Raw genomic sequence first — 18,966 nt, forward strand, 5'->3', positions numbered from 1 at the left:
TAGGTAATATGTCGTGATTATTCCTTGGCAAGAGCTAGCCGAAGAAACGTTAGTCAATATCGTGGAAAGCGTTATTTTGCGCGAAGGAACCGATTATGGTTCACATGAACAGACTTTCGAACAAAAAAAGAAAGCATTGTTGAACAGAATCCGCCAGGGAAGCGCGGTGATTGTTTGGTCTGAATTACATGAATCTATCGACATAAAAGATAAAACGGAATTTTTTAGATAAACTGCTTAGTTTTTCACAATTTAGATGGAGGTTTAACGTGCAGGAACAAAACGCACAAGCTACGCAATCAATGGATCCGACACTTGAGTGGTTTTTATCCCACTGCCACATCCATAAATATCCGTCTAAAAGCACATTAATCAACGCCGGCGAAAAAGCCGAGACCCTTTATTATTTAATTCAAGGTTCCGTGTCTGTTTTAGTCAAAGACGAAGACGGCAAAGAAATGATCCTCACCTATTTAAGCCAAGGGGATTTTTTCGGCGAGGCGGGCTTATTTGAAGAAGGACAACGCCGTTCCGCATGGATTAAAGCAAAATCCTCCTGTGAAGTGGCGGAAATTTCTTACCGTAAATTCCGTCAACTAATTCAAGTCAACCCTGAAATCCTGATGTATCTCGCCGCCCAATTAGCATATCGGTTACAAAACACTTCACGTCAAGTAAGTAATTTAGCCTTTTTAGATGTCACCGGTCGCATTGCGCAAACCTTGCTCAATCTGGCAAAAATGCCGGAAGCCATGACTCACCCGGACGGTATGCAAATTAAAATCACCCGCCAGGAAATCGGACAAATGGTCGGCTGTTCGCGGGAAACCGTCGGGCGTATTCTGAAAATGCTGGAAGATCAACACCTCATCTCGGCACACGGCAAAACCATCGTAGTTTACGGCACCCGCTAAAAACATCTTTACAAGAGACCGCACTTTATGTTGATCGACTTAAGTGCGGTTGTTTTTTTAGGTGTTTTTCTGCCTAATGACTAAACAAAAGGTCTGAATATTCTCAGACCTTTTGTTTAATCAAGCCATCGTTTAACGCATCGTTACAAACTCTTCCGAACCTGTCGGGTGGATTGCCACGGTGTTGTCGAAATCGGCTTTGGTGGCCCCCATTTTGATGGCGACGGCAAAGCCTTGGATCATTTCATCCATGCCGAAGCCGATGCCGTGCAAGCCGACGATTTTCCCTTCTTTACCCGCGCAAACCAATTTCATGCGACAAGGTTGGCGGTGTTGGGTCACGGCGCTGTACATCGGAGTAAAGCCGGATTTATACACTTTCACGTTCTCCGCGCCGTATTGTTCGATAGCTTGCGGTTCCGTTAAACCTACGGTGCCGATTGGAGGGTGGCTGAAGACCACTGTCGGCACGAGATTATAATCCAGATGCTCATTCGGTTTATTGTTGAATAAACGTTCGGATAAACGACGCCCGGCAGCAACGGCAACCGGCGTTAATTCAATACTGCCTTCAATAATGTCACCCACCGCATAAATACCCGGCACATTGGTATTTTGGTATTTATCCACCTTAATGAAACCGCGATCGTTGATTTCCACACCGGTATTTTCCAAACCGATGTTATTCGTTGCCGGATTACGCCCGATTGCCCAAACCAAACAATCTACGATAATTTCTCTGTCGTGATCGAATTTCACGGTTAAAGATCCATCTGCATTTTTAATGACTTCTTGCACCGTGGTGTGTTTATGCAAATAAATGCCGTCTTGCTCCAACACTTCCACCAACGTTTCAACGATCAACGGATCCTGATTACGCATCGGCGCGTGACGACGCACTACCAAGTGAGTGTCGGAACCTAAACTATTGAATACGCCGGCAAGTTCAACCGCGATATAACCCGCCCCGATAATGGCAACGCGTTTTGGTAACGTATTCAAAGCGAATACCCCGTCAGAATCAATGCCGTATTCCACACCTTTAACCGGCGGATGGCTCGGACGACCACCGGTCGCGATTAAAATGTGATCGGCGGTCACCTGTTCGGTGGAACCGTCTGCAAAGGTCACTTCAATGGTGTTTTTATTCACAAATTTAGCGAAGCCGTTAATCACATCGACGTTATTTTTCGCCAATACATTGTTATAAGAAGTATGAATACGATCAATGTAGGCTTGGCGGCTTTCCACCAACTTGGCGAAATCAAATTTCTTTACCTCCACATCAAAGCCATAATCCGGCGCATAATGATTAATCGCCTCCGCAATTTGTGCGCCGTAAAACATCACTTTTTTCGGTACACAACCCACGTTTACACAGGTCCCGCCCAAATGTTTCGCTTCAATAATGGCACATTTTTTGCCATAACTTGCCGCACGATTAATGGAGGCAATACCGCCGCTACCACCGCCGATAGCAAGGTAATCATAATGTCTGCTCATAGTCTCTTCCTTAATGAATCAATTGGGCGCTATTCTGCCCAAAGGGTGTTCACAAATCAAACAAATAGGATAAATCGGTCTAATCGGTATTTTCTTATTCCGGCGTAATCCAATTCACCGACCAACTGCCGGTGCCCTGCGGTATAAGTGCGGTGGTTAAATAAGGCAAAATGGATTTCATTTGTTGCTCCAGCGTCCAAGGCGGATTCACCACAACCATCCCGCTCGCCGTCATCCCGCGTTGATCGGAATCCGGGCGCACCGCCAGTTCGATTTGCAGGATTTTACGAATCCCCGTGGCTTCCAAGCCTCTGATAATCCGCTTAGTTTGCTGACGCAACACCACCGGATACCAAATGGCATAAACGCCCGTGGCAAAACGCTTATATCCCTCTTCAATGGCTTTCACCACCAAATCGTAATCTTCTTTCAGCTCATACGGCGGATCAATCAACACTAACCCTCGCCGTTCTTTTGGCGGCAGGGTGGCTTTGACCTGCTGAAAACCGTCACCGATTTTTACCGTAACATTGTCAAATTCTTTAAAATTATTGCGCAACAACGGAAACTCGCTCGGGTGAAGTTCCATCAGCAACGCACGATCCTGCGAACGCAATAAATTTGCCGCCAACAACGGCGAGCCCGCATAATAACGCAATTCCTTGCCGCCATAATTGAGCTTTTTAATTAACGCCACATAACGTGCCACTTCTGCGGGCAAGTCCTCACGTGTCCACAAACGACCAATGCCTTCCACATATTCCGCCGTTTTCTCCGCTTCCGCACTAAACAGGCGATAACGCCCCGCCCCGGAATGCGTATCCAAATAATAAAACCCTTTTTCTTTTTGTTGCAGGCTTTCGATAATCAGCATTAATACAATGTGTTTCAATACATCCGCATGATTGCCCGCATGAAAACTATGACGATAACTGAGCATAATCCCTACTTAAAAAATGTTTGAAAAAATAACCGCACTTTTTCCCCAAAAGACGAAGCCCGACAATTGCCGGGCTTCGTTTGAGCAAATGGCGGTTTAGAACAATTCTTCCGGCTGACCGCCAGGTGAACCGCCGCCGTCGAGAAGTTCGCTCGGCACATAGTAGCCGCGTTCTTCCACATAAGCACGGGTTGGTTCCGTTCCTTTAATGAAATATTCCACGCGTCCGTCGTTAGCCAATAAGCCGGAGCGTAAATCAATGTGTTTTTCTACGATATTGGCAGGCATCGGCAATTCACGTTCCGGAATATCCTGCAAGATCGGCTTCATATAAGCAATCCACGCCGGCATCGCACTTTTCGCACCGGCTTCGCCGCGACCTAAATTAAAGCGATTATCATCAAAACCGATATACACTGCCGTCGTCAGATTCGCCCCGAAGCCGGCATACCACGCCACTTTGGAGTTATTCGTCGTACCGGTTTTGCCGCCGATGTCTTTACGTTTAATGTCATTTGCCATGCGCCAACTGGTACCTTTCCAACCAAGCCCTTGTTCGCCGTAAATTGCGGTATTTAACGCGCTACGAATTAAGAATGCCAATTCGCCGCTAATCACGCGTGGGGCATATTGCACTTCGGATCCGTTGGTTTTTGCATCCGCCATGAGGTTCAGATTTTCCTCTTTCACCGCGGCACGCGGCTGCAATTCCGGAATATCCGGCACGCTTTCGCCTTGATCCACCTCTTCGCCGTTCGTGGATTCATCGGTGCGGGCAAATTCGTCAGCCGGCGTCAAATCGGTATTTTTAAAGCCGTCCAATTTTTCCGTTTCACCGTAAATCACCGGAATATTGTCGCAGGTCGGGCACGCCACTTTCGGGTTCGCCACGAATATTTCTTTACCGCTATTATCTAAAATTTTATTGATAATATAAGGATCGACTAAGTAACCGCCGTTATCAAACACCGCGTAACCGCGCGCCATTTCTAACGGCGTGAAGGATGCCGCGCCCAAAGCAAGGGCTTCGCTGGCAAAATATTGATCCCGTTTGAAACCGAAACGTTGTAAGAAATCCGCCACGAAATCAATGCCCGCCATTTGCATGGAGCGAATGGCAATCATATTTTTAGACTGACCTAATCCCACGCGCAAACGTAACGGACCGTCATAACGATCCGGCGAGTTTTTCGGACGCCATTCTTTCTGCCCCGGTTTTTTCAGCACAATCGGCATATCCTGCAACACGCTGGATAAGGTTAATCCTTTTTCCAATGCTGCCGCATAAATAAACGGCTTAATGGAAGAACCCACTTGCACCAAAGATTGGGTGGCGCGGTTAAATTTACTTTGCTCAAAACTGAAACCGCCCACAATGGCTTCAATGGCGCCGTTGTCACTGTTTAAAGACACCAAAGCGGAGTTGGCTTGCGGGATTTGCCCCAGCATCCAGTCGCCTTTGTCATTTTTCCGAATCCAGATTTGATCACCTACTTTCACCGGATTAGCTTGTCCCGTCCAACGCATTGCGCTGCTCGGCAGCGTAATTTTGTCACCGGAAGCCAAGAGGAGCTCCGCGCCGGATTTGGTAACGCTGACTGCCGCCGCCGGAATGAAGGGGTCGGAACTCGGTAATTTTTTCAGGAAACCGATGATGGTGTCGTTATCCCAAGGTGCTTCGTCTTTTTTCCATAAAGGCGCGCCACCACGATAGCCATGGCGCATATCGTAAGCGATTAAGTTATCACGCACCGCTTTTTGTGCGGTTTCCTGATCTTTGGAAAGCACGGTGGTATAAACTTTGTAACCTTTGGTATAAGCATTTTCTTCACCGAAGCGCTTCACCATTTCCTGGCGCACCATTTCCGTTACATAATCCGCACGGAAATCCATTTGCGCCCCGTGATAACTGGCGACAATCGGCTCTTTTAATGCCGCATCATATTCTTCTTTGGAAATGTATTTTTGATCCAACATACGTCCCAGCACCACATTACGGCGTTCCAGCGCACGTTTCGGCGAGAACAGCGGATTCATTGTGGAAGGCGCTTTCGGCAAGCCCGCAATCACCGCCATTTCGGATAAGGTTAATTGATTCAATTCTTTACCAAAATAGGTTTTTGCCGCCGCCGCGACACCATAAGAACGGTAGCCCAAGTAAATTTTATTTAAATACAGTTCGAGAATTTCGTTTTTATCCAACGCATTTTCAATATCAATCGCCAAAATCGCTTCTTTGGCTTTACGGGTCAGGCTTTTTTCCGGCGTTAAGAAGAAGTTACGCGCTAACTGTTGAGTGATGGTACTCGCCCCTTGAGACGCGCCGCCTTTGCTTACGGCAACCATCAACGCACGCCCGATGCCGATAGGATCCAGCCCGTGGTGTTCATAGAAACGGCTGTCTTCCGTAGCCAAAACGGCTTGAATGAGTTTTTCCGGAATATCCGCCAGTTTCACCGGAATTCGGCGTTGCTCCCCCACTTCCCCGATAAGTTTGCCGTCGGAAGTGTAAATTTGCATCGGCTGTTGTAGCTCAACGGTTTTCAGCGTTTCTACATCCGGTAAGTCGGATTTGAGCTGGATATAGAACACACCCGCCACAATGCCGCCAAGAATAAATAAAGTTAATAGGGAACTTAATATTAATTTTGCGATCCGCATCGAAAATTTCTCACTTATTTCATTGTCGTTAAAAGAATTAAAAATATAGTTGGTTGCTAAGTATAAAGATTACGCCACAAAAGCAAAAGCGAAAACTCACTTAAATCGTGTAAATAAGGATGAATCCAATGTTTATCAGACACATTCCCACGTTGCAAATCGGTCTTTGGTGCCGTCGAGAAACCATCGACGCAGCGTGGATCGACCCGCAAAATCAACCGCACTTTTTGCGCCTCGGCGAATTGGAATTAATGGAACTGACAAGCCATTTAAACCGTCGCTTTAACCATCCGCGCAAAAAATTAGCCTACAAATTTATTACCGCCATCATGCCCCATCAAATCTGGCAAAAAACCTTGATTTTGCCCCATAACCTAAACCTTCAGGAATGTGAGCAACAGTGCCATTTTAGCTTAACCAACGAGTTGCCGATTCCCGTCGCGGAGGTGTGGTATGACTACGCCGCCACGCCGTTAAAACAGGGCTTTCGGTTAGATATTGTTGCCATTAGACAACAAATCGCCACGGAATATTTGCAACAATTTATGCCTTTACAAATTGATGTGTTGGACAACGCGGCAAAGGCGATGTTGCGTGCGGCGGAATATTTTCTAGGGCACGCCTTGCCGCCCAACGCCGTTTTTTTGTATCAAGACGAAACGGGCTTGCTGGCGGTGCAACACAAATTACAGCAAACCCAAACGCTGTTCCAAACGCAGGGAAATCTGACCGCACTTTTGGCGCAATATTGCCAACGTTATGAAGAAGAACCGACGCAGGTGTTCTATTATCAAGCCGCAAAAGACACTCAGGCGATGCCGCAAAGCTGGCACGCCATTGAAACCGAGTTGCCGTTCATCGCACTGGGTAACGCCTTGTGGCAACGGGAAACGCCGTTGAAATCCACCGCACTTTTTAGCGCCGACCACGACATTTGAGACGCTTGCCATGAAAAAAGACATCAATCTCCTGCCGTGGCGTATTCAACTGCAACGCCAGCAGAATCAAGCGTTGCTTCGTCAACTTATCCTTTGCGCGTTGGTATGTACAAGTGGCTGGTTGATCTTGGATTCTTTGGCGGAAAGCCACGCAGAAACCGCAGAAACAATACAAAGCGAACTGACTAAAATCCAACCTGAGCAACAACTCACACAGCGACACATTCAGCAACTCCGAAGTGCACAGACAGATTCGGAGGAATTGCGCCCCGTTTCAAAAGAAACCGTTTTTTCGCTGTTAAATCAATTAACTGAGTTACCGCTCACTCAAGGCGAGTTAACGGAATTGTTTCTTAAAACACCGCAACTCACCTTAACCGGTTACAGCCACAGTCAAGAAGAATTCAGCCGGTTGAATCAATTTCTCACGCAACAACCGCTTTTTGCCGAAGTAAAGCTGACGGAATTTAAACCGAACGCAGACGAACTGCAGTTTCAATTTGACTTAACCTTGCAGGGCGCGCCATGAAATTCAACAGCATAAACGGCTTTCTACAACACTGGTACCGTTTGGCGCCCGGGCAACAAAAGGCATTGCTGATTTTTGTCGGCTTATTGGTGCTCTATTTTCCCACATGGCATTATTGGCAACAGCGTTCCCGGGCGGAAACCGTGTCGCAGCAGTTACAACGCCAACAGGAAGCGCTCGCCCATCAGCAAAAAATCTTAGCGACGTTAAAAGAGAAAGCCACGAAGCAATTACTTACACCGGAATTAGCGGGTAAACTCCCGCCGATAAATCAGCAGATTCAACAATTTACATCAAAATTGCACATTGCGCACAGCCAATGGGATTTTCGCCAAAAACCGTTGCTCAAATTGCAACTGCACGGGCAGTTTACCGATTTGCGGGAATTTTTGACCGCACTTTTCAGCGCCAATGACGAACTGGCATTACTGGAATGGCACATTATTAAAAACGCCGACGCCAATGACGGGCATTCCATCCACAGCGAACTTTTATTTCAATTACACACCAAGGAAAAATAATGTTACGTCCTCTTTTCATTTTATTTGTCGGCGCGTTATTCAGCCTGTCTGTCGCCGCCAATGATCCTTTTGACAAAATCCAACGTGGTGTCGCCAGCCAGAAAACATCCATAACAGAAACGACAATCTCCGCCCCATGCTACAAAGCAACGGACGCAATTTTCTCGTCAACGCCATTTGACCAAATCAGCGTCGTAGGCGTGTTGCAACAGCAAAAAGATTGGCAATTACTCTTGCTTGCCGACAACCAAGTGAGCCTCGCCAAACAAGGGGATTTTATTGCGGCGGAAAGCCTGAAAATCGAACACATCGGCAAACAGGAAATTCGTTTTTTGCGTTGGGATAACCCGCAAAATTGCGAACTCGCCACGACATTGAACATAAAATTTTAAGAACTGTTGAAGGAAATAGCATGAAATCGATTCTTTCCCGACGGCTAAAGTGCGGTCTGTTTCTCGGGTGTTTTTTAAGTCTTGCGGTGCAGGCGGAACAAAATCCCCTGTTTTCCATTCGACTGAAACAGGCGCCGCTGGTTCCGACCTTGCAGCAGCTGGCGTTAGCGCACAATACCAATTTGATTATTGACGACGAGCTGCAAGGCACGGTGTCGTTGCAGTTGGAAAATGTGGATTTGGATCAGCTGTTCCGTTCTGTGGCGAAAATTAAGCAACTGGATTTATGGCAGGAAAATGGCATTTATTACTTCACCAAAGGCGACACCAATGCGAAATTTGCCGGCAAAATGGAAGAACCTTTTTCCCTTGCCGCCCCGATAACAGAAGAGCCCGCGTCGCTGACCACCGCGACCATAAAATTACACTTCGCCAAAGCCTCTGAAGTGATGAAATCCCTTACCGGCGGAAGCGGTTCTCTGTTATCACCTAACGGCAGTATCACTTTCGACGACCGCAGCAATTTGTTGCTGATTCAGGATGAACCGCGCTCCGTCCGCAACATTAAAAAGCTGATTAAAGAACTGGATAAACCCATTGAACAAATTGTTATTGAAGCGCGCATTGTCACCATTAACGATGAAAGCCTGAAAGAACTGGGCGTACGCTGGGGGATTTTCAGCCCGACGGAAAACGCCCATCGTATCGGCGGCAGTTTAGCGGGCAACGGCTTTGATAACCTTGCCAATCAGTTAAACGTGAATTTTCCCACGACCACGACACCGGCAGGTTCCGTGGCGTTACAGGTGGCAAAAATCAACGGGCGACTTTTAGACTTAGAATTGACCGCACTTGAACGGGAAAATAATATGGAAATCATCGCCAGCCCGCGCCTGCTGACGACAAACAAAAAAAGCGCCAGCATCAAACAGGGGACGGAGTTGCCCTATATTCTGGTGAATGAAAAAAGCGGTTCGCAAAGCGTAGAGTTCCGTGAGGCGGTATTAGGTTTGGAAGTCACGCCACACATTTCGCAGGATAAACAAATTCTGTTGGATCTCATCGTCAGCCAAAACTCGCCGGGCAGCCGTGTGGCGTACGGTTTGGGCGAAGTGGTTTCTATTGATAAACAGGAGATTAATACGCAAGTCTTCGCCAAGGACGGCGAAACCATCGTGCTGGGCGGTGTATTTAGCGATACCATCACCAAAGGCACCGACAAAGTGCCGGTGCTGGGTGACATTCCGGGCATTAAACATTTATTCAGCAAGGAAAGTGAACGCCATCAAAAACGCGAGCTGGTGATTTTTGTCACGCCACATATTTTGCGTAAAGGCGAAACCCCGAACGCTTCCAAACAAAAGCGAGTCGGAGTAAATGACTAAATCACGGCAAAGGGAGAGAATAAAAGGGACCTAAATAGGAAATAATTTTGCTTTTCCTCATAATAGATAAAATAATTGTCCTGTTTAGGTTGAAAACAGTAGCGGTTTATTGCGATAATCCCCCCCTAATTTGGGGGTGATCTTTTCAACTCTATATTCAAAAGCTTTCACACGACCATATCTGAGTATGTTACGGTCGTTTCTTATTTTCTAAAAGATCACATTCTTTTCGACGACATAATTTAAGATTATAACAATGGCAGAAAAACGTAATATTTTTTTAGTGGGGCCAATGGGGGCAGGCAAAAGCACCATTGGTCGTCAACTTGCTCAATTGCTTAACATGGATTTTGTAGATACCGACGCAGAAATTGAAGAACGCGCCGGCGCAGATATTGGCTGGATTTTTGATGTTGAGGGCGAAGCCGGTTTCCGTAAAAGAGAGGAACGTATTATTAACGAATTAACGCAACGTCAAGGCATCGTGTTATCTACCGGCGGCGGTGCAGTGTTATCTAAGGACAATCGAAACCAGCTTGCCGCGCGCGGTATTGTAATTTATCTGGAAACCACTGTTGAAAAGCAATATCAACGCACCCAGCGGGATAAAAAGCGCCCGCTTTTGCAAGATGTTGCCGATCCGCGTCAGGTGTTGGAAGATTTGGCAAAAATCCGCAATCCGCTGTATGAAGACGTAGCAGACATTACCCTCCCTACTGATGACCAAAGCGCTAAGGTCATGGCAACGCAGATTATCGACTTGATTGATAACTATAACGGTTAAGTAACGACCAAAAAGCAAAATAAATAATGTTGTGTGTAAGTGTTGAATTGAAAGAAAGAAGCTACCCGATTCATATCGGCGCCGGATTATTGACGGATCCCCATTGTTATCCGCTAAAACCGGGCAACAAAGTTATGATCGTGACCAATCCGACCGTTGCACAATATTACCTCACCACCGTCACCGACACGCTGGAAAAAATCGGTTGTCTCGTTGAGCACGTATTATTGCCCGATGGCGAACAATACAAAACCCTTGACTCTTTAAACCTGATTTTCACCGCACTTTTACAAGCCAATCACGGTCGTGACACCACCATTGTCGCCTTGGGCGGCGGGGTTATCGGCGATGTTACCGGTTACGCGGCGGCGAGCTATCAACGAGGCGTGCGCTTTATTCAAATTCCAACCACCTTACTGGCACAAGTGGATTCTTCCGTAGGCGGCAAAACCGCCGTAAACCACCCATTAGGCAAAAACATGATCGGCGCTTTTTATCAGCCGAATGCCGTCATCGTGGACACCCTGACCCTAAATACTCTGCCAAAACGCGAAGTGAATGCCGGCTTGGCGGAAGTCATTAAATACGGCGCGATTTTAGATTTCCCTTTCTTTGAATGGCTGGAACAACACATTGACGACCTGATCGCCTTAGATCAATCCGCGCTCCGGCAATGTATCGCCCGCTGCTGCCAATTAAAAGCGGACATTGTGGCACGGGACGAAACGGAAAAAGGCGATCGTGCGCTGTTAAATCTTGGTCATACCTTTGGTCATGCCATTGAAGCCCATTTGGGCTACGGCAACTGGCTACACGGCGAAGCGGTGGCTGCCGGTTGCATGATGGCGGCGGCGTTATCAGAGCAATTAGGCGATTTAACCGAAGCCGATGTGGCGCGCCTGGAGAAACTCTTGGCAAGAGCCAATCTACCTACCGTTTCACCGGACGGCATGACGGCGCAGGATTACTTACCGTTAATGATGCGCGATAAAAAAGTGCTGAACGGCAAATTGCGTTTGGTGCTGCTCAAATCCCTCGGTCAGGCTTATGTGGCAACGGATGTTAATCAAGATTTGGTCATTGACGCCATCCACCGTTGTTCTCAATTCGATTAATTATGCCTGAACCCGCCAAACCCGCTACGCCAGCCAAAAGCCGCCCGTTTCTCAAATGGGCGGGCGGTAAATATCGCCTTACGGACGAAATCAACCGCTTATTGCCGAAACGCAAACAATGCTTGGTTGAACCTTTCGTCGGCGCTGGCGCGGTGTTTCTCAACAGCAACTTCAAACGCTACATTCTGGCGGACATCAACCCCGACTTAATCAACCTCTTTAACATCGTCAAACTGGATGTGGAACGCTATATTCAAGCGTGCAAACCGATTTTCTTTCACCTGGAAGCCAACACCGAAATTTACTACTACGGCAAACGCAAGGAATTTAATCAAAGCACCGACGTTTTTCAGCGCGCCATATTGTTTCTCTATTTAAACCGCTTCGGTTTTAACGGATTATGCCGTTACAATTCCAAAAACGAATTCAACGTTCCTTTCGGCGATTACAAAACCCATTATTTCCCGGAAGAAGAACTGCGTTTTTTTGCCGCCAAAGCACAAAGTGCGGTCTTTATTTGCGCCGATTTTCAACAAACCTTTAAAATGGCGGACGAAAACTCCGTGATTTACTGCGACCCGCCCTACGCCCCGCTTTCACAAGACAGCAATTTCACCAATTACGCCGGCAATGAATTCTCCATCGCCCACCAGCGTGATCTCGCCAACCTCGCCAAACACACCATGGAACAGCGTAACATTCAAGTGTTGATCTCCAACCACGACACCCCTTTCACCCGCGAAATCTATCAAGGCGCCAAAATCCGTCGCTTAAAAGTACAACGTTTCATCAGCCAAGCGCCGCATAAACGAATTAAGGTAAGAGAATTGATTGCGATGTTTAAGCAGGGAAAATGATGTTTAACGATAAAAATGTAGTGTAATAGTAGATCAAGATCACATTTTTGAAATTTTCATATTTATATATTCTTTTTAGCATTACTTTTTAAAAAATACAGTTACAATATTTTAACTAAAAAACTAATACTTATTAATTCGTTTTTACAAGACCTAAAACCAATGAACAATAACCAACCCACTAATTCAGGTTATATTTATTTTCGTCTACCTGACACAGAAGCAAAACATCCAAATCAAGTTACACAAGAAAAACTCGGCAAAAGTATTGACCGAGTTTTCCGTTCCTATAAAAATTTGTTTCCCAAATTGTCAGGGACAAATTACGAAGACATTGCCCGAGAATTTTGTGAGATGTTTTTTCAGTTCAATTCACTTTCTGACGGCGATACAACGATCCCAGTTCATTTGGCAAATTTGTCTTTAAAAGATAAAGCCGATGAGCGCATCGCTCTTTCTATCCGCATCAACAGTCATCCGATTTTCAACGAACATATTTCACACAAGATTGCCGTTGCAGTTATCGGTTTTTGTCCGACTGCAACAAAAAATCCGATTTTTATTCCTGAAAGCGTGTTCCTGACACACGGACAGCCTGAGCCGACAAATTACGAGCAACAAGTCGAAGCTGTATTTCATCAATTAAAAGAGGGTCAATATCCCAAACGCGGTATTTCTAATCTATTAACACCGGAATTTACCAAATCCCTGCCCAAATATGCCGTAAAAACCAAAGCGCGTTTGGCGAGTTGGTTGGATTTTCTCTCTTTTAAAAACAAGCTTATCAAACATAAAACCCAAGGATTGCGCTATCTTCGTTGGCAGTTTGACGAGGAAAAAGGTCAAGTGCATTTTTTGGTGATTGCAGAAAATGAAGAGGCATTAAAAAAAGCCCGTGCCGCATTCAACCGTCAAAGCTTGCATACATTTAAAACCGAAGTTTCAACCGAGCCATTTCGTTTTGTTCTGCCGAAGAAAGAGACCTCCTCTGTGGATAGTGCATTTTCACAATTGGGGCAATTAGCGAATCAGGGCATCAAAATCATTCAAAAAAACAATTCTGATAAAGAAAAGCTGAAGGCTTGCGAACATTTCCGCCAAGTTTTGCAGAGTGAAGCCGATGAAAAGAGCAATTTTGATTTCAGCAAAGCTGTGTTTGCCGACGTATTTGTCGATATTTCCGAAGAGTTAAGCAACCGCATTGCCGGATTTGAGGACGATAGCAACAAAGACGAAGGCAAAACGCGCCAAGAGAAAATCAATGTCCTGTTCAAAAATATGCCCGAGAGTGGCTTTCTCTCTATTTCTTTAGTCGGCGATTTGGCTCTGATTGACCGCCACCGCAGAGCGGTACAAAACCTGCAGCAAAACGAAGGTTGTTATGCACCGTATCTTTCAAGTTATCTTTTTGATATTGAAAACGCTAATCAGCCGAACGAAATTCCCGAAATTACCGAATGGGAAAATAAACATCTGAACGACAAACAAAAATCCGCCGTGCAAAAAATGCTTGCCGTGCCGGACATCTGTCTGATTCAAGGTCCGCCGGGGACAGGGAAAACCACAGTAATTGCCGAAGCCTGCCTACAGTTTGCCAAGCGTGGGGAAAATGTTTTATTGGCAAGTCAGGCACATGATGCATTGGATAATGCCTTATCCCGTTTACAAAACAATCCCGAATTGCGTACCATCCGTTTGGCAAAAAATGCCAACCGTATTACAGAAGAAGGCAAACAGTTCACCGGTGAAAGCGTCTTGAGCAAACATTATGTTTCGCTGAAAAATTATATTGATGAAAAACATCTGAAACCTTTTAACGAATTGTCGTCTGAAACCGACAAACTGCGCGAATGGGTGAATCAAGCCGAATTTGTGGCACATGATTTGCAACAACTGCACAGTGAATACCGCACTAATCAAGGTCGTCTGAAACAGGCTGAACAAGCATTGACTCAGGCGAAAACCGAATTTGCCGCACAGCAAGACGCATTCAGGCAACAAAGCCGCGATGTGGAAAGTATTGTGCAGCTTATCGGTTTGCTCAACGGTGAAGATTCTGCTGAAGCCTTGCGCCACAGCGATTTTGCTTTAAACAAGTCAATCAACAGCATGGCGGACGCGGGGTGTTAAATGTGTTGACTAAATATTTGTTTGACCCGTTGGCAGAATTTTTATTTGACCAAGTCGAACAGCCGAATAAATTAAAAGGCAAAACACTAAAAGTCTTGCAAGCCGGAAGACATTTTGATTTTGAGTTGGAATAATGCACTGGCTTAACATTGCCCATATTATTGAAGCGACCGAAGCCGAAGGACCCGGATTGCGTTTCGTTATCTGGGTTCAAGGCTGTTTAAAGCGCTGTAAAGGCTGCTGCAACGGAGAATTGTTGAAAATCAAACCCGCACATCTTATGCGCTCAAACGAAATTATCCGCCTGCTCCAAAACACCCTGGAAAAATCCCCCTTGGAGGGCGTTACCTTTCTTGGCGGCGAACCTTTTTTGCAGGCAGAGGGATTAGCCGACATCGCCGAAGCAGCACGGAATCTGGACTTATCCGTCATGGTTTTTTCCGGTTATGAATACACCGAACTGCTGGAAAATAAATTTTCAGGCAGCCAAAGACTACTAAACTTCACAGACCTTCTGATTGATGGCGAATTCGATAATACGAAAATCGAAAACGTCAGAAACTGGGTCGGATCGACAAACCAAAAATTCCATTATTTGACCAACCGTTATTCGACTGAGATTGAAACCCGAGAGTTGGCGGTAACCAATGAGTGGAGGTTCAATTCAAACGGACAAATCCAAGGAAACGGACTTCCCTTTAAAATTGGATAGCAACAAAATAAATGTAAAAAAGAGAACCCTTTTAAACAAAGGGTTCTCTCGAGTTTTAAGTATTATATTTTACACTTTTAATTTATATGTAACTCAGAACGGAATATCATCATCAAAATTATCCATCGGCGCCTCAGCGGCAGGTTTACTTGCCGGCGCGCTGCGTGGGGCGCTTTGTTGTTGGCTTGGATAACTTGGTTGGGCGGACGGTGCGTAGTTTCCGCCGGATTGGCGATCGGCGCGGCTGTCTAACATTTGTAAGACATCGCCTTGGATTTCGGTGGTGTAACGATCTTGACCGTTTTGATCCTGCCATTTACGGGTTCTTAAGCGTCCTTCGACGTACACTTTAGACCCTTTGCGCAGGTATTCACCCGCGACTTCCGCCTGGCGGCGATAAAATACGATGCGGTGCCATTCGGTGACTTCGCGGCGTTCGCCGGTGTTTTTGTCATTCCAGCTTTCACTGGTGGCAACAGTGATGTTGGCGACGGCTTCACCGTTCGGCATGGTGCGGATTTCAGGATCGTTACCTAAGTTACCGACAATAATCACTTTATTTACTCCAGCCATAATATCCTCTTCTTTTATTCGATTTTACTGTAAAAAAATTTGCCCTATTCTGCCTGAAAATCAGAAAGAAATCCACGCTTTCAACAAAATTAACTGGATATTTGCACAGTTATTTAAGAATATGCGATAATTGTCGCAAATTTACACTTCTTTCATTTATAAAATCTATTATGGATACCATCGACATTCGTGGGGCACGAACCCACAATCTGAAAAATATTAACTTAACCATTCCACGCGACAAACTCATCGTTATCACCGGTTTATCCGGTTCGGGCAAGTCTTCGCTGGCGTTTGATACGCTGTATGCGGAAGGACAACGCCGTTATGTGGAATCCCTTTCCGCCTATGCGCGCCAGTTTCTATCATTAATGGAAAAACCCGATGTGGACCACATTGAAGGGCTTTCACCGGCGATTTCCATTGAGCAAAAATCCACCTCCCACAATCCGCGTTCAACGGTGGGGACGATTACCGAAATTCACGATTACCTGCGCCTATTGTTTGCCCGCGTGGGCGAACCGCGCTGTCCGCACCATCATGTGCCGCTCACCGCGCAAACCATCAGCCAGATGGTGGATAAAGTGCTTTCCCTGCCGGAAGACAGAAAAATGATGCTGTTGGCGCCGGTGGTGAAAGAACGTAAGGGCGAACACGTTAAGCTGTTGCAACAAATTGCCGCACAAGGTTACATTCGCGCCCGTATCGACGGAGAAATTTGCGATTTATCCGATCCGCCGAAACTGGAATTGCAGAAGAAACACACTATTGAAGTGGTGGTGGATCGCTTTAAAGTGCGGTCGGATTTAGCCACAAGATTGGCGGAATCCTTTGAAACCACGCTGGAATTATCGGGCGGCACGGCAGTGGTTGCCTACATGGACGATCCGAAAGCGGAAGAATTGGTGTTCTCCGCCAACTTTGCCTGCCCCCATTGCGGCTACTCCGTGCCGGAACTGGAACCGCGCCTGTTCTCTTTTAATAACCCGGCGGGCGCTTGCCCGACCTGTGACGGCTTGGGCGTACAACAATATTTTGATGAAAAACGCGTGGTGCAAAATCCGGGCATTTCTCTCGCCAACGGCGCCATTAAAGGCTGGGATCGCCGTAATTTCTACTATTATCAAATGCTCACTTCCCTGGCGAAACACTACCATTTCGATATTGAAACGCCGTTTGAAGCATTACCGAAAAAAATCCAACAGATTATTTTGAACGGTTCCAGCAAAGAAGAAATCGAGTTTCAATACATGAATGATCGCGGCGATGTGGTGCTGCGCCGCCATGCCTTTGAAGGGATTTTGAACAACATGGCGCGCCGTTATAAAGAAACGGAATCCATGTCGGTGCGCGAAGAACTCGCCAAACACATCAGCAACCGCCCGTGCGCCGATTGCGGCGGTTCACGGCTACGCCCGGAAGCGCGCAATGTATATATTGAGCAAACCAACCTGCCGGATGTGTCGGAAAAAAGCATTGGTGAAGCATTAGATTTCTTCGGCGATTTACAACTCAGCGGGCAAAAAGCCCAAATCGCGGAAAAGATCCTGAAAGAGATAAAAGAGCGGTTACAATTTTTGGTGAATGTGGGCTTGAATTATCTTTCCCTTTCCCGCTCCGCCGAAACCCTTTCGGGCGGTGAAGCGCAACGAATTCGCCTCGCCAGCCAAATCGGCGCGGGATTAGTGGGCGTGATGTATGTGTTGGATGAGCCGTCCATCGGCTTGCACCAACGGGACAACGAACGTCTGCTTAACACGCTGATTCATTTACGAAATTTAGGTAACACGGTCATCGTGGTGGAACATGACGAAGACGCCATTTTAAGCGCCGACCACATCATCGACATCGGACCGGGCGCGGGCGTGCACGGCGGTAGCGTCATCGCCGAAGGCACCGCACAACAAATCATGCAAAATCCGAATTCCCTCACGGGTAAATTTTTATCGGGCGCCGAAAAGATCGAAATACCGAAAAAACGCACCGCACTTGATAAGAAAAAAATGCTCAAGCTGTTCGGCGCTTCCGGTAACAACCTGAAAAACGTCAATTTAGACATTCCCGTGGGCTTATTTACCTGCATCACCGGCGTGTCCGGCTCGGGCAAATCCACACTGATTAACGACACCCTGTTCCCTATTGCACAAAACGCCTTGAATCGTGCGGAAAATGCCGAGGTATCGCCGTACAAGTCGATTAAAGGTTTGGAATTTTTCGATAAAGTCATTGATATTAACCAAAGCCCGATTGGGCGCACGCCGCGCTCCAACCCGGCGACTTATACGGGCGTATTCACGCCGATTCGCGAACTGTTCGCCGGCGTGCCGGAAGCCCGTGCGCGCGGTTACAACCCGGGGCGTTTCAGTTTCAACGTACGTGGCGGGCGTTGTGAAGCCTGCCAGGGCGACGGCGTGATCAAAGTGGAAATGCACTTCCTGCCCGATGTGTATGTGCCTTGCGACCAATGTAAAGGTAAACGCTACAACCGCGAAACCCTGGAAATTCGCTACAAAGGCAAAACCATTCATCAGGTGCTGGACATGACCGTGGAAGATGCGCGCGAGTTTTTCGACGCCATTCCGATGATTGCGCGTAAATTGCAAACGCTGATTGACGTGGGCTTGTCCTACATTCGCTTGGGGCAATCCTCCACCACCCTGTCCGGCGGGGAAGCGCAACGGGTGAAACTGGCGACGGAACTCTCCAAACGGGATACGGGCAAAACCCTGTATATTCTGGACGAACCGACTACGGGGCTGCATTTTGCCGACATCAAGCAATTGCTTTCCGTGTTGCACCGTTTACGCGATCAAGGCAACACCATCGTGGTTATTGAGCATAATTTAGACGTGATTAAAACCGCCGACTGGATTGTGGATCTTGGCCCTGAAGGCGGTAGCGGCGGCGGGCAGATTATCGCGACCGGCACACCGGAGCAGGTCGCCAAGGCGGAAGGATCGCACACCGCCCGCTTCCTCAAAGGCATTTTGGCAAAAGGCTAAAAACGCTTCG

18 protein-coding genes are annotated in these 18,966 nt (G+C 46.9%); 14 read left to right on the top strand and 4 right to left on the bottom strand.

What is annotated here, in order from left to right:
* Positions 1-13: 13 nt before the first annotated feature.
* A complete protein-coding gene (locus tag DK423_RS04710; protein ID WP_005540236.1) occupies positions 14-232 on the top strand; it encodes a YheU family protein in 219 nt (72 codons plus the stop codon).
* Positions 233-269: 37 nt separating this feature from the next.
* Complete coding sequence (gene crp / locus DK423_RS04715) at positions 270-914, top strand: cAMP-activated global transcriptional regulator CRP (RefSeq protein ID WP_005555449.1); 645 nt, start codon at positions 270-272, stop codon at positions 912-914.
* Positions 915-1,046: 132 nt separating this feature from the next.
* Here the strand turns inward: crp and gorA are convergent, their stop codons facing one another.
* From gorA to DK423_RS04730, 3 genes are all read right to left on the bottom strand, one after another.
* The gene (gene gorA, locus DK423_RS04720; RefSeq protein WP_005555447.1) at positions 1,047-2,417 is read right to left on the bottom strand and encodes a glutathione-disulfide reductase; all 1,371 of its coding nucleotides are present in this window, start codon (positions 2,415-2,417) and stop codon (positions 1,047-1,049) included.
* A gap of 94 nt (positions 2,418-2,511) precedes the next feature.
* Positions 2,512-3,357, bottom strand: coding sequence for a 23S rRNA (adenine(2030)-N(6))-methyltransferase RlmJ (locus DK423_RS04725; protein WP_005555445.1), 846 nt, complete (start codon positions 3,355-3,357; stop codon positions 2,512-2,514).
* A gap of 96 nt (positions 3,358-3,453) precedes the next feature.
* Entirely contained in the window at positions 3,454-6,018 is a 2,565-nt protein-coding gene (locus DK423_RS04730) for a penicillin-binding protein 1A (protein ID WP_005555443.1), read from the bottom strand.
* Between the two features lie 128 nt (positions 6,019-6,146).
* Here DK423_RS04730 and DK423_RS04735 point away from each other — a divergent pair, with 128 nt between their 5' ends.
* The 11 genes from DK423_RS04735 (at position 6,147) to DK423_RS04780 (ending at position 15,381) form a co-directional block, all read left to right on the top strand.
* Positions 6,147-6,956: a type IV pilus biogenesis protein PilM gene (locus DK423_RS04735; protein ID WP_032996478.1), complete on the top strand. Its 810-nt coding sequence runs from the start codon at positions 6,147-6,149 to the stop codon at positions 6,954-6,956.
* 10 nt (positions 6,957-6,966) lie between these two features.
* Entirely contained in the window at positions 6,967-7,485 is a 519-nt protein-coding gene (locus tag DK423_RS04740) for a PilN domain-containing protein (protein ID WP_005555440.1), read from the top strand.
* Positions 7,482-8,006 (top strand): hypothetical protein, encoded by a 525-nt coding sequence (locus DK423_RS04745; RefSeq protein WP_005555437.1) that lies wholly within the window; start codon positions 7,482-7,484, stop codon positions 8,004-8,006. The genes DK423_RS04740 and DK423_RS04745 overlap by 4 nt, the downstream gene beginning before the upstream one ends.
* Positions 8,006-8,398: a pilus assembly protein PilP gene (locus DK423_RS04750; RefSeq protein ID WP_005555435.1), complete on the top strand. Its 393-nt coding sequence runs from the start codon at positions 8,006-8,008 to the stop codon at positions 8,396-8,398. Before DK423_RS04745 ends, DK423_RS04750 begins: the two co-directional genes overlap by 1 nt.
* A gap of 20 nt (positions 8,399-8,418) precedes the next feature.
* Positions 8,419-9,783 carry a type IV pilus secretin PilQ gene (locus DK423_RS04755; RefSeq protein WP_005555434.1) on the top strand — a complete coding sequence of 455 codons (1,365 nt, stop codon included), beginning with the start codon at positions 8,419-8,421 and terminating at the stop codon, positions 9,781-9,783.
* 256 nt (positions 9,784-10,039) lie between these two features.
* Positions 10,040-10,567, top strand: coding sequence for a shikimate kinase AroK (aroK, locus tag DK423_RS04760; protein WP_005555432.1), 528 nt, complete (start codon positions 10,040-10,042; stop codon positions 10,565-10,567).
* Between the two features lie 26 nt (positions 10,568-10,593).
* Positions 10,594-11,682: a 3-dehydroquinate synthase gene (aroB, locus tag DK423_RS04765; protein WP_005555430.1), complete on the top strand. Its 1,089-nt coding sequence runs from the start codon at positions 10,594-10,596 to the stop codon at positions 11,680-11,682.
* Positions 11,683-11,684: 2 nt separating this feature from the next.
* Positions 11,685-12,539 (top strand): Dam family site-specific DNA-(adenine-N6)-methyltransferase, encoded by an 855-nt coding sequence (locus DK423_RS04770; RefSeq protein WP_005555429.1) that lies wholly within the window; start codon positions 11,685-11,687, stop codon positions 12,537-12,539.
* A 354-nt stretch (positions 12,540-12,893) separates the two neighbouring features.
* The gene (locus DK423_RS04775; protein WP_196755749.1) at positions 12,894-14,669 is read left to right on the top strand and encodes an AAA domain-containing protein; all 1,776 of its coding nucleotides are present in this window, start codon (positions 12,894-12,896) and stop codon (positions 14,667-14,669) included.
* A 2-nt stretch (positions 14,670-14,671) separates the two neighbouring features.
* Positions 14,672-14,803 (top strand): hypothetical protein, encoded by a 132-nt coding sequence (locus DK423_RS11500; protein ID WP_267895856.1) that lies wholly within the window; start codon positions 14,672-14,674, stop codon positions 14,801-14,803.
* Positions 14,803-15,381, top strand: coding sequence for a 4Fe-4S single cluster domain-containing protein (locus DK423_RS04780; RefSeq protein ID WP_005555423.1), 579 nt, complete (start codon positions 14,803-14,805; stop codon positions 15,379-15,381). The genes DK423_RS11500 and DK423_RS04780 overlap by 1 nt, the downstream gene beginning before the upstream one ends.
* 93 nt (positions 15,382-15,474) lie before the next feature.
* On the opposite strand, the gene DK423_RS04785 is transcribed toward DK423_RS04780, so the two are convergent.
* Positions 15,475-15,954 carry a single-stranded DNA-binding protein gene (locus DK423_RS04785; RefSeq protein WP_005555421.1) on the bottom strand — a complete coding sequence of 160 codons (480 nt, stop codon included), beginning with the start codon at positions 15,952-15,954 and terminating at the stop codon, positions 15,475-15,477.
* Positions 15,955-16,124: 170 nt separating this feature from the next.
* Between DK423_RS04785 and uvrA the strand changes: the two genes are divergently transcribed.
* The gene (gene uvrA, locus DK423_RS04790; protein WP_005555419.1) at positions 16,125-18,956 is read left to right on the top strand and encodes an excinuclease ABC subunit UvrA; all 2,832 of its coding nucleotides are present in this window, start codon (positions 16,125-16,127) and stop codon (positions 18,954-18,956) included.
* The last annotated feature ends 10 nt before the right edge of the window (positions 18,957-18,966 follow it).

The organism is Aggregatibacter actinomycetemcomitans (assembly GCF_003130205.1).
GTDB classification, from domain to species: Bacteria; Pseudomonadota; Gammaproteobacteria; order Enterobacterales; family Pasteurellaceae; genus Aggregatibacter; species Aggregatibacter actinomycetemcomitans_A.

Excerpts from the sequence above, each read along its gene's own strand:
- gorA (WP_005555447.1), bottom strand. The coding sequence starts at position 2,417 with ATGAGCAGACATTATGATTACCTTGCTATCGGCGGTGGTAGCGGCGGT.
- DK423_RS04725 (WP_005555445.1), bottom strand. The coding sequence starts at position 3,357 with ATGCTCAGTTATCGTCATAGTTTTCATGCGGGCAATCATGCGGATGTA.
- DK423_RS04730 (WP_005555443.1), bottom strand. The coding sequence starts at position 6,018 with ATGCGGATCGCAAAATTAATATTAAGTTCCCTATTAACTTTATTTATT.
- DK423_RS04735 (WP_032996478.1), top strand. The coding sequence starts at position 6,147 with ATGTTTATCAGACACATTCCCACGTTGCAAATCGGTCTTTGGTGCCGT.
- DK423_RS04740 (WP_005555440.1), top strand. The coding sequence starts at position 6,967 with ATGAAAAAAGACATCAATCTCCTGCCGTGGCGTATTCAACTGCAACGC.
- DK423_RS04745 (WP_005555437.1), top strand. The coding sequence starts at position 7,482 with ATGAAATTCAACAGCATAAACGGCTTTCTACAACACTGGTACCGTTTG.
- DK423_RS04750 (WP_005555435.1), top strand. The coding sequence starts at position 8,006 with ATGTTACGTCCTCTTTTCATTTTATTTGTCGGCGCGTTATTCAGCCTG.
- DK423_RS04755 (WP_005555434.1), top strand. The coding sequence starts at position 8,419 with ATGAAATCGATTCTTTCCCGACGGCTAAAGTGCGGTCTGTTTCTCGGG.
- aroK (WP_005555432.1), top strand. The coding sequence starts at position 10,040 with ATGGCAGAAAAACGTAATATTTTTTTAGTGGGGCCAATGGGGGCAGGC.
- aroB (WP_005555430.1), top strand. The coding sequence starts at position 10,594 with ATGTTGTGTGTAAGTGTTGAATTGAAAGAAAGAAGCTACCCGATTCAT.
- DK423_RS04770 (WP_005555429.1), top strand. The coding sequence starts at position 11,685 with ATGCCTGAACCCGCCAAACCCGCTACGCCAGCCAAAAGCCGCCCGTTT.
- DK423_RS04775 (WP_196755749.1), top strand. The coding sequence starts at position 12,894 with ATGTTTTTTCAGTTCAATTCACTTTCTGACGGCGATACAACGATCCCA.
- DK423_RS04780 (WP_005555423.1), top strand. The coding sequence starts at position 14,803 with ATGCACTGGCTTAACATTGCCCATATTATTGAAGCGACCGAAGCCGAA.
- DK423_RS04785 (WP_005555421.1), bottom strand. The coding sequence starts at position 15,954 with ATGGCTGGAGTAAATAAAGTGATTATTGTCGGTAACTTAGGTAACGAT.
- uvrA (WP_005555419.1), top strand. The coding sequence starts at position 16,125 with ATGGATACCATCGACATTCGTGGGGCACGAACCCACAATCTGAAAAAT.